6 protein-coding genes, 2 tRNA genes and 3 rRNA genes are annotated in these 10806 nt (G+C 42.7%); 9 read left to right on the top strand and 2 right to left on the bottom strand.

Going from position 1 to position 10806, the window contains the following annotated elements; all coding sequences use genetic code 11:
• Positions 1–87: 87 nt before the first annotated feature.
• Entirely contained in the window at positions 88–981 is an 894-nt protein-coding gene (locus tag J690_RS21470) for a LysR family transcriptional regulator (protein WP_032038284.1), read from the bottom strand.
• A 106-nt stretch (positions 982–1087) separates the two neighbouring features.
• On the opposite strand from J690_RS21470, the gene J690_RS21475 reads away from it, so the two are divergent.
• Entirely contained in the window at positions 1088–1954 is an 867-nt protein-coding gene (locus J690_RS21475) for an MBL fold metallo-hydrolase (RefSeq protein WP_032038286.1), read from the top strand.
• Between the two features lie 391 nt (positions 1955–2345).
• Entirely contained in the window at positions 2346–2576 is a 231-nt protein-coding gene (locus J690_RS21480; protein ID WP_000733015.1) for a hypothetical protein, read from the top strand.
• Positions 2577–2745: 169 nt separating this feature from the next.
• Here the strand turns inward: J690_RS21480 and J690_RS21485 are convergent, their stop codons facing one another.
• Complete coding sequence (locus J690_RS21485) at positions 2746–3063, bottom strand: splicing factor U2AF large subunit (protein ID WP_032006006.1); 318 nt, start codon at positions 3061–3063, stop codon at positions 2746–2748.
• 210 nt (positions 3064–3273) lie between these two features.
• On the opposite strand from J690_RS21485, the gene J690_RS21490 reads away from it, so the two are divergent.
• From J690_RS21490 to rrf, 7 genes are all read left to right on the top strand, one after another.
• Entirely contained in the window at positions 3274–4344 is a 1071-nt protein-coding gene (locus tag J690_RS21490; RefSeq protein WP_032038289.1) for an alpha/beta hydrolase, read from the top strand.
• A 157-nt stretch (positions 4345–4501) separates the two neighbouring features.
• Complete coding sequence (locus J690_RS21495) at positions 4502–5059, top strand: peptidylprolyl isomerase (protein WP_032038292.1); 558 nt, start codon at positions 4502–4504, stop codon at positions 5057–5059.
• 390 nt (positions 5060–5449) lie between these two features.
• Positions 5450–6987: ribosomal RNA gene (locus tag J690_RS21500) — 16S ribosomal RNA — on the top strand.
• Positions 6988–7046: 59 nt separating this feature from the next.
• A tRNA-Ile gene (locus J690_RS21505) sits at positions 7047–7123 on the top strand.
• A 55-nt stretch (positions 7124–7178) separates the two neighbouring features.
• A tRNA-Ala gene (locus J690_RS21510) sits at positions 7179–7254 on the top strand.
• A 352-nt stretch (positions 7255–7606) separates the two neighbouring features.
• A 23S ribosomal RNA gene (locus tag J690_RS21515) occupies positions 7607–10497 on the top strand.
• 186 nt (positions 10498–10683) lie between these two features.
• Positions 10684–10798 (top strand): 5S ribosomal RNA (rrf, locus tag J690_RS21520).
• The 16S, 23S and 5S rRNA genes sit together here with 2 tRNA genes alongside, the layout of an rRNA operon.
• Positions 10799–10806: the final 8 nt, after the last annotated feature.

Below are 10806 nucleotides of genomic sequence, written 5' to 3' on the forward strand. Positions count from 1 at the left end.
ACTGCCATGCATATGCTGTAATTCATTAATAGGGATGAAGTATGGGCATTGCCTAAAAATTCAAGCGTACACGGCAATTTAAAACTTTTAATTTTGCGGTTTTAAGTAAAAATCTAAATTTTCGATCATAAAAGCAATAAATTCCTGAGTTATTTTGGGTAAATGTTGTCTTGAAGCATATACCACCGACAAACTTAATTCAGGAGCCGAATAGTTTTTAAATAAAGGAACCAATCGTTTTTCTTTTAAATCTTTTTTAACTAATAAAGTCGGTAACATTGCCACACCTTGAGCATGTAAACACATGTCATAAACAGCATTTACATCATTACTTTTAAAGGTGACGTTCAAAGGATAGTTTTGAGGTTGCTGTTCAGTATCAAAAAGTGTCCAAAATTGATGTTGGCTATGGTGAGCTAAACATTCATGTTGAATAAGTTGCCTTGGATGGGAGAGGGGACTGTGTTGCTTTAAATAATCAGGATGAGCGCAGAAAACGGACTCGATTTGACAAACAGGTCGTGCAATTAATCCATCTGCAACTTTTTGCGTTATACGTAAGGCTAAATCGACCTGAGCATCAATTAAGTCCATTGTATTTTCAGTAAGATATACATCAAATTGAATATGCGGATGTTGCTGTTTAAATTGGCGGATACATTCCCCAACCCCTAATTGAAATAAAAATAAACCACAAGTGAAGCGAATCGTACCGTTATGTTGTTCTGGTGCGGCTAACTCTTGTAAAAGTTGCTGTTGTTGTAAAATATTCTCACAGTAGAGTAGGGCTTTTTCACCTGCTGGGGTGAGAGATATTTTTCGGGTATTTCTTTGAAATAGTCGAGTTGAGAAGGTGTGCTCAAGGTGCTCAAGATAGCGAGAAACCATTGCACGGGAATAATTTAGATGTTCGGCAGCTTTGGTTAAATTGCCATGTTGAGCAATAGAAACAAAGACTTGTATGGCTTTTAATGTGTCCATATGCTTTATCATTGTTACAATATATGCAACAGTTTATCTTAATTTAGTGCATTTACCTCACAAGAATTGCAATTTAAAGTATTTCTCATGAAATTGGAGATACATAATGAAATTTTTTAAATTAACTGCTTCAGTCCTAGCAACTGCGACTGCTTTAACGGTAGCTTCCTCAGCTTTTGCGCAAGATTTGAAAATCCAAAGTTTTCTGGCTAAACCCGAACATTTTGGCGTGACTTCTACTTTAATTGAAGGTGATAAAGACGTTCTGTTGGTGAATGCACAATTCTCAAAATCTGAGGCATTACGTATTGCTGCTGATATTCTTGATAGCGGTAAAACACTAAAGACAATTTTCGTAAGTTATGGCGATCCGGACTATTACTTTGGCTTAGATGTATTTAAACAATACTTCCCAAATGTACAAATCATCGCTACACCGGAAACTGTTAAACATATCCAAGATACTCAAGTGCTTAAAGTAAAGTATTGGGGTCCACAAATGGGTGCAAATGCGCCTAGCCAAATTATTGTGCCTCAAGCTTATACTGCTAAAACTTTAAAACTAGAGAATGAGTCGATCGAGATCAAAGGTAAGAAAGAACTTACTTATTTATGGATTCCTTCTTTGAAAGCTGTTGTAGGCGGTATCCCAGTATCTTCAGGTATTCATTTATGGATGGCGGATACACCAAAAGTTAAAGATCGCAATGAAGTGATTCAAGCTTTAGAAAGTATTAAATCACTCCAACCTCAAACAGTTGTTCCAGCTCATATGGTTGAGGGAGCTCCAGAAGGTTTAGATGCGGTTAACTTTTCTATCGACTATCTCAAGAGCTATGAAAAAGCGGTTAAAGTAAGTAAAAATGCGAGTGAGCTAAGTCAGCTCATGCAGAAACAATATCCAACATTAAAGAGTGTGGATAGCCTAGAGCTAGGCGCAAAAGTTGTAAAAGGTGAGATGCAATGGCCGTAATTTAAATCGAAACACCATCAATTTTTTAAAAAAGCCGTGGTTCATCCCCGGCTTTTTTTATGAAATAAGACATTTTCAAGTAAAAAGTCTCTGTAACATTCTACGCATCTTATATAGCGTTTCTATAAAGAGAAAATTTTTAACGAGAGTAAAAGGCTAAGATAAAAATTAGAAATTGATAAAAATAAACAAAAGCTTAAGTTATAGCTTCTATATAAAAGGTAGAGGCGGGGCTAAGGAAGAGGTTTTAATAAAAAATTGCACAATTTGTACTTCTATTACTACAAAAGACAACCAATGATACGCACGCCAGAAAAAAAATTGTGAATTATAGGCAGCGCGAAGATGAACTTTGCATTTAAATGTTTGTCGTAATGAAAGGAAAGTGATTATGAAAAAATTAGGTCTTATCTCTGTAGTACTTGCTGGTGTTGCTTTTACAGCTGTTGGTTGTGCATCTGAAGCTGGCTTAAATGCATCAGGTTCAGCTCAAACTAGCGCTAGCCCATCTGGCGTACAAGCTGGTGTTGGTGTAGATGCTGGTGTTTCTGGTCAAGCACAACCAGGTCAAGTTGATGCTGGTGCTTCTGGTTCTGTTTCAGGTTCTGCAACTGCTCAGTAATTCTTAGCGATAAGAACAGTTAAAAGATTATAGAGTACATATATTCAAGATGCCGATTTATATATGAAATGAGCTGCTACTCATTATTCTATAGTCAAGAGAATGTGGATTTCTCAACAAAAAAGCCCCAAGAGATTTTTTCTTTGGGGCTTCCATATTCCAATAGATTTTAGTCATCATCATGATAATCTCTATGATTGTGATCACGATCTTCTAATCTTTTCTTCTCCCATTCACGGTGTCTTTTTTCCCACTCACGACGATTTCTATCCTGTTCGCGAGCATCCTTACGTTGTTGTTCGTATATTCTCTTACGCTCTTCCCAACGTTTTCGTTCCCAGTCACTATAGCGACGTCCATCATAGCGGTCATCATCATGATCATGGTAACCATAACCACCGCGGTAATAAGGATCATCTGTATAAGCAACACAACCTACAGTTAAAAGACTGGTTGCTAATAAAGTAACAACTAGTTTTGCTGACATAGCACAATCTCCTTTTGTCTGTTAACAATAATTGGCAAAAAAGTCCTGTTTTAAACGACAGATTTGTTAATGACATTTGCTATAAATCAGATTAGCGTAGATTGGTTTTTACCTTTGTATCTTGATTACATGAGTTGTATGCGAATATAGTCAAACAACAAAGAATTCTGTAGAAAATATGAAGGATAAGAGGAATTCATGGAGATAGGCATGACAGCATTTAATCAAAAAATTCAAACATTGCTAGATAAGGGCCAAGGGCCTGCTGCTCGAGCTCTTGATAAGTTACCTCGATTAGCTCAAGAATCACTTGCCAAAATCCTTGGATATGCCTACCAATACCCGGAGCTCGATTCGTTTACTAAATGTATGATGGCCGTACAAATTAAACAGGGACGTATTGGTTTCATTGGTTCAGATCCTATTGAGTCTAGACGGCAGTTTGATACACAAATGTTGGCTATACGCCAGAAATCAACTGAAATTGAGTCAGTGGAAGACATTCGTTTGCCGCTTCAAAGTGGAACTGTTTTCGCAAGACACTATCATCCGTCACCGAATAAAAAATTACCTCTGATTGTTTTTTATCACGGGGGAGGGTTCGTTGTGGGTGGTTTAGATACTCATGATGAGGTTTGTCGTATATTGGCAAAATATGCAAAAGTACAAGTACTCAGTATTGATTATCCACTTGCACCTGAGGTCTCACCTCAACATTTAATCCAATCATGTGAAGATGCATTAGCTTGGGTATATCAAAATCGCAGACAACTAAAAATATTAAAAAATCGTATTGCTGTAGCAGGAGATAGTGCAGGCGGCAATATCAGTACGGTTGTGGCTCAACGATCAGTAAACAAACCTTATGCTCCACAAGCACAGCTTCTCATTTACCCTACAGTTGATTTTAAAAGCCGACATCCTTCTTTTTATGCTTATAACGAAGGATTAGTTTTGACGGATAGCGATATTAATTATGTCACTCAATATTATGCAACTCAGCATAATGTAGAATTAGACGATCCGATTATTTCTCCAACCTATGGTAATTTGAAAAAGAACCCGCCAGCTTTCGTGATTACGGCTGGTCATGACGTACTGCATGACGAAGCAAAAATTTATAGCTATAAGCTAAGACAAAATGGCGTCAAAATGCATTATGAAGAATATCCAGATCAAACCCATGGTTTTATAAATTTGACACCTATTTCTAAAAAGGCAAAAAGATATACTATCGAGATCAGTAAGAACTTCAGAAAGTTCTGGGATAAAAATAGTTAAATAAAAGTTTAGTCCATGTTTCACGTGGAACGTGGACTAATACTCAAATCTAAAATATAAAGTACTAAATAAAAGATAATAAATACTCACTAGAATTCTTTTATATAGATGATTAAATTTATCCTTCATTAAGTTTTGCATTTTATTGTAGGAAGATATGAAAAAATTATTAATGTTATGTTGTTTGGGTATAAGCAGCCATTCAGTCTGGGCTGACACTTTAGTTGAAATGCAAACAAATTTAGGCAATATTGAAATACAACTTTATGATGATAAAGCACCAAACAGTGTGAAGAATTTTAAAGACTATATAAAGTCAGGCTTTTATAAAGATACGATATTTCACCGCGTAATTCCTGGTTTTATGGTGCAGGGCGGTGGACTTACTGCAAATATGCAGGAAAAGACTACGCGAGCACCTATCAAAAATGAAGCTGGAAATGGAATTGCTAACACACGCGGAACGTTGGCTATGGCTCGTACTGCAAATCCTAACTCAGCTACTAGTCAGTTTTTCATAAACGTTGCAGATAATAATTTTTTAAATCGTTCTGCGGGTAATGCGGGTTACGCAGTTTTTGGAAAAGTAATTAAAGGAATGGATGTGGTTGACCGTATTGTTCAGGTCCCTACATCAAACTATGGCATGCATCAAAACGTACCAAAACAGGCTATAAAGATAGTAGATATAAAGTTTAAAACTCTTCAAAAATAAATTAACCATATAAATCATATATTTGTTTATTTTTGAGATTTTTTTTGGCTGAAAAAGAACCGGTCGAACGTGCATATTTATAAAAGTGCTTGCGTACCAGTTTTTTTTCCCTATAATGCACTCATCCCGACGCGATACACGAGAATATCTTAGCTTACAGGGTTAAGGTGAAAGCTTAGTATTGCGTTGAATTCTGTCTCTGACGAAGAGCAGAAAAATCATTAAGAGAATTGAAGAACAACTTGTGTGGATTTTTACTGATTGATTAATCGAAATAATTTTCATTGATTGATTGGTTTAAATTACTCGAAGTTTATTTGAGCGAAATTTAAGTCAGTAATTGATGAGCCAGAATTGGCACCTTGTCTTTAATAAGGTGCAAAATGATTTTAACTGAAGAGTTTGATCATGGCTCAGATTGAACGCTGGCGGCAGGCTTAACACATGCAAGTCGAGCGGAGAGAGGTAGCTTGCTACTGATCTTAGCGGCGGACGGGTGAGTAATGCTTAGGAATCTGCCTATTAGTGGGGGACAACATTTCGAAAGGAATGCTAATACCGCATACGTCCTACGGGAGAAAGCAGGGGATCTTCGGACCTTGCGCTAATAGATGAGCCTAAGTCGGATTAGCTAGTTGGTGGGGTAAAGGCCTACCAAGGCGACGATCTGTAGCGGGTCTGAGAGGATGATCCGCCACACTGGGACTGAGACACGGCCCAGACTCCTACGGGAGGCAGCAGTGGGGAATATTGGACAATGGGCGCAAGCCTGATCCAGCCATGCCGCGTGTGTGAAGAAGGCCTTATGGTTGTAAAGCACTTTAAGCGAGGAGGAGGCTACTTTAGTTAATACCTAGAGATAGTGGACGTTACTCGCAGAATAAGCACCGGCTAACTCTGTGCCAGCAGCCGCGGTAATACAGAGGGTGCAAGCGTTAATCGGATTTACTGGGCGTAAAGCGCGCGTAGGCGGCTAATTAAGTCAAATGTGAAATCCCCGAGCTTAACTTGGGAATTGCATTCGATACTGGTTAGCTAGAGTGTGGGAGAGGATGGTAGAATTCCAGGTGTAGCGGTGAAATGCGTAGAGATCTGGAGGAATACCGATGGCGAAGGCAGCCATCTGGCCTAACACTGACGCTGAGGTGCGAAAGCATGGGGAGCAAACAGGATTAGATACCCTGGTAGTCCATGCCGTAAACGATGTCTACTAGCCGTTGGGGCCTTTGAGGCTTTAGTGGCGCAGCTAACGCGATAAGTAGACCGCCTGGGGAGTACGGTCGCAAGACTAAAACTCAAATGAATTGACGGGGGCCCGCACAAGCGGTGGAGCATGTGGTTTAATTCGATGCAACGCGAAGAACCTTACCTGGCCTTGACATAGTAAGAACTTTCCAGAGATGGATTGGTGCCTTCGGGAACTTACATACAGGTGCTGCATGGCTGTCGTCAGCTCGTGTCGTGAGATGTTGGGTTAAGTCCCGCAACGAGCGCAACCCTTTTCCTTATTTGCCAGCGAGTAATGTCGGGAACTTTAAGGATACTGCCAGTGACAAACTGGAGGAAGGCGGGGACGACGTCAAGTCATCATGGCCCTTACGGCCAGGGCTACACACGTGCTACAATGGTCGGTACAAAGGGTTGCTACCTAGCGATAGGATGCTAATCTCAAAAAGCCGATCGTAGTCCGGATTGGAGTCTGCAACTCGACTCCATGAAGTCGGAATCGCTAGTAATCGCGGATCAGAATGCCGCGGTGAATACGTTCCCGGGCCTTGTACACACCGCCCGTCACACCATGGGAGTTTGTTGCACCAGAAGTAGCTAGCCTAACTGCAAAGAGGGCGGTTACCACGGTGTGGCCGATGACTGGGGTGAAGTCGTAACAAGGTAGCCGTAGGGGAACCTGCGGCTGGATCACCTCCTTAACGAAAGATTGACGATTGGTAAGAATCCACAACAAGTTGTTCTTCATAGATGTATCTGAGGGTCTGTAGCTCAGTTGGTTAGAGCACACGCTTGATAAGCGTGGGGTCACAAGTTCAAGTCTTGTCAGACCCACCATGACTTTGACTGGTTGAAGTTATAGATAAAAGATACATGACTGATGATGTAAGCTGGGGACTTAGCTTAGTTGGTAGAGCGCCTGCTTTGCACGCAGGAGGTCAGGAGTTCGACTCTCCTAGTCTCCACCAGAACTTAAGAGAAGTTCGGATTACAGAAATTAGTAAATAGAGATTTCGGTCTTGGTTTATTAACTTCTGTGATTTAAGTATCACGGTATTAAGCATGACCTGACGAAGGCATGTTTATTCATTAACAGATTGGCAAAATTGAGTCTGAAATAAATTGTTCACTCAAGAGTTTAGGTTAAGCAATTAATCTAGATGAATTGAGAACTAGCAAATTAACTGAATCAAGCGTTTTGGTATATGAATTTAGATTGAAGCTGTACAGTGTTTAAGTACACAGACAACAGATAGTAGCGATGAAGAATCGCACGGACAACACTCACTTGTAGGTGTTGACGACTGTTTGGGGTTGTATAGTCAAGTAATTAAGTGCATGTGGTGGATGCCTTGGCAGTCAGAGGCGATGAAAGACGTGATAGCCTGCGAAAAGCTCCGGGGAGGCGGCAAATATCCTTTGATCCGGAGATTTCTGAATGGGGGAACCCACCTACTTTAAGGTAGGTATTGCAACATGAATACATAGTGTTGCAAGGCGAACGAGGGGAAGTGAAACATCTCAGTACCCTTAGGAAAAGAAATCAATTGAGATTCCCTCAGTAGCGGCGAGCGAACGGGGATCAGCCCATTAAGTTATGTGTGTTTTAGTGGAACGCTCTGGGAAGTGCGAACGTAGAGGGTGATATTCCCGTACACGAAAGGGCACACATAATGATGACGAGTAGGGCGAGGCACGTGAAACCTTGTCTGAATATGGGGGGACCATCCTCCAAGGCTAAATACTCCTGACTGACCGATAGTGAACCAGTACCGTGAGGGAAAGGCGAAAAGAACCCCTGTGAGGGGAGTGAAATAGATCCTGAAACCGCATGCATACAAGCAGTGGGAGCACCTTCGTGGTGTGACTGCGTACCTTTTGTATAATGGGTCAGCGACTTATATTCAGTAGCGAGGTTAACCGTATAGGGGAGCCGTAGAGAAATCGAGTCTTAATAGGGCGTTTAGTTGCTGGGTATAGACCCGAAACCAGGCGATCTATCCATGAGCAGGTTGAAGGTTGGGTAACACTAACTGGAGGACCGAACCCACTGTCGTTGAAAAGCCAGGGGATGACTTGTGGATAGGGGTGAAAGGCTAATCAAGCCTGGTGATAGCTGGTTCTCCCCGAAAGCTATTTAGGTAGCGCCTCGGACGAATACCATAGGGGGTAGAGCACTGTTTCGGCTAGGGGGTCATCCCGACTTACCAAACCGATGCAAACTCCGAATACCTATGAGTACTATCCGGGAGACAGACTGCGGGTGCTAACGTCCGTAGTCAAGAGGAAAACAATCCAGACCGCCAGCTAAGGCCCCAAAATCATAGTTAAGTGGGAAACGATGTGGGAAGGCATAGACAGCTAGGAGGTTGGCTTAGAAGCAGCCACCCTTTAAAGAAAGCGTAATAGCTCACTAGTCGAGTCGGCCTGCGCGGAAGATGTAACGGGGCTAAAACTATGTGCCGAAGCTGCGGATTTGACATTAGTCAAGTGGTAGGGGAGCGTTCTGTAAGCCGATGAAGGTGTATTGAGAAGTATGCTGGAGGTATCAGAAGTGCGAATGCTGACGTGAGTAACGACAAAACGGGTGAAAAACCCGTTCGCCGAAAGACCAAGGGTTCCAGTCCAACGTTAATCGGGGCTGGGTGAGTCGACCCCTAAGGCGAGGCCGAAAGGCGTAGTCGATGGGAAATTGGTTAATATTCCAATACTTCTGTGTAATGCGATGAGAGGACGGAGAAGGTTAAGTCAGCCTGGCGTTGGTTGTCCAGGTGGAAGGATGTAGGTATGTATCTTAGGCAAATCCGGGGTACTCTATACTGAGATCCGATAGCAAGCTGTACTTGTACAGTGAAGTGGCTGATACCATGCTTCCAGGAAAAGTCTCTAAGCTTCAGTTACACAGGAATCGTACCCGAAACCGACACAGGTGGTCAGGTCGAGTAGACCAAGGCGCTTGAGAGAACTCTGCTGAAGGAACTAGGCAAAATGGTACCGTAACTTCGGGAGAAGGTACGCTGTTGTTGGTGATGGAACTTGCTTCCTGAGCTGACGACAGCCGCAGAAACCAGGCCGCTGCAACTGTTTATTAAAAACATAGCACTCTGCAAACACGAAAGTGGACGTATAGGGTGTGATGCCTGCCCGGTGCTGGAAGGTTAATTGATGGGGTTAGCGTAAGCGAAGCTCTTGATCGAAGCCCCAGTAAACGGCGGCCGTAACTATAACGGTCCTAAGGTAGCGAAATTCCTTGTCGGGTAAGTTCCGACCTGCACGAATGGCATAATGATGGCGGCGCTGTCTCCAGCAGAGGCTCAGTGAAATCGAAATCGCTGTGAAGATGCAGTGTACCCGCGGCTAGACGGAAAGACCCCGTGAACCTTTACTGCAGCTTGACACTGAACTTTGACCTTACTTGTGTAGGATAGGTGGGAGGCTTTGAAGTTGGAACGCTAGTTCCAATGGAGCCGTCCTTGAAATACCACCCTGGTAATGTTGAGGTTCTAACTCTGTCCCGTTATCCGGGACGAGGACCGTGTCTGGTGGGTAGTTTGACTGGGGCGGTCTCCTCCTAAAGAGTAACGGAGGAGTACGAAGGTGCGCTCAGCGTGGTCGGAAATCACGCGTAGAGTATAAAGGCAAAAGCGCGCTTAACTGCGAGACCCACAAGTCGAGCAGGTACGAAAGTAGGTCTTAGTGATCCGGTGGTTCTGTATGGAAGGGCCATCGCTCAACGGATAAAAGGTACTCTGGGGATAACAGGCTGATACCGCCCAAGAGTTCATATCGACGGCGGTGTTTGGCACCTCGATGTCGGCTCATCTCATCCTGGGGCTGAAGCAGGTCCCAAGGGTATGGCTGTTCGCCATTTAAAGAGGTACGCGAGCTGGGTTTAGAACGTCGTGAGACAGTTCGGTCCCTATCTACCGTGGGCGCTGGAAATTTGAGAGGATCTGCTCCTAGTACGAGAGGACCAGAGTGGACGAACCTCTGGTGTACCGGTTGTGACGCCAGTCGCATCGCCGGGTAGCTATGTTCGGAAGGGATAACCGCTGAAAGCATCTAAGCGGGAAGCCTACCTCAAGATAAGATTTCCCTAGGAATTTATTCCTCTAAAGAGCCGTTCGAGACTAGGACGTTGATAGGTTGGATGTGGAAGCATAGTGATATGTGAAGCTGACCAATACTAATTGCTCGTGAGGCTTGACTATACAACACCCAAGCAGTTGTATATGAAGCATCAATCGATTCATAAACATGCAAAGCAACTTGATTTAGTTAAACACTTAGCTAAAATGAACAACGAAAAATCAGACCAATCAGCCCATCTGTAAAGATTTGGAAAACGCAACGTATCACACAGTGAATAAAACGAAGCAAGTATCCATACCAGTTGTGCTGGCGACCATAGCAAGAGTGAACCACCTGATCCCTTCCCGAACTCAGAAGTGAAACCTCTTAGCGCTGATGGTAGTGTGGGGTTACCCATGTGAGAGTAAGTCATCGCCAGCTCATTATTC

Source organism: Acinetobacter sp. 742879 (genome assembly GCF_000588535.1).
GTDB classification, from domain to species: domain Bacteria; phylum Pseudomonadota; class Gammaproteobacteria; order Pseudomonadales; family Moraxellaceae; genus Acinetobacter; species Acinetobacter pittii.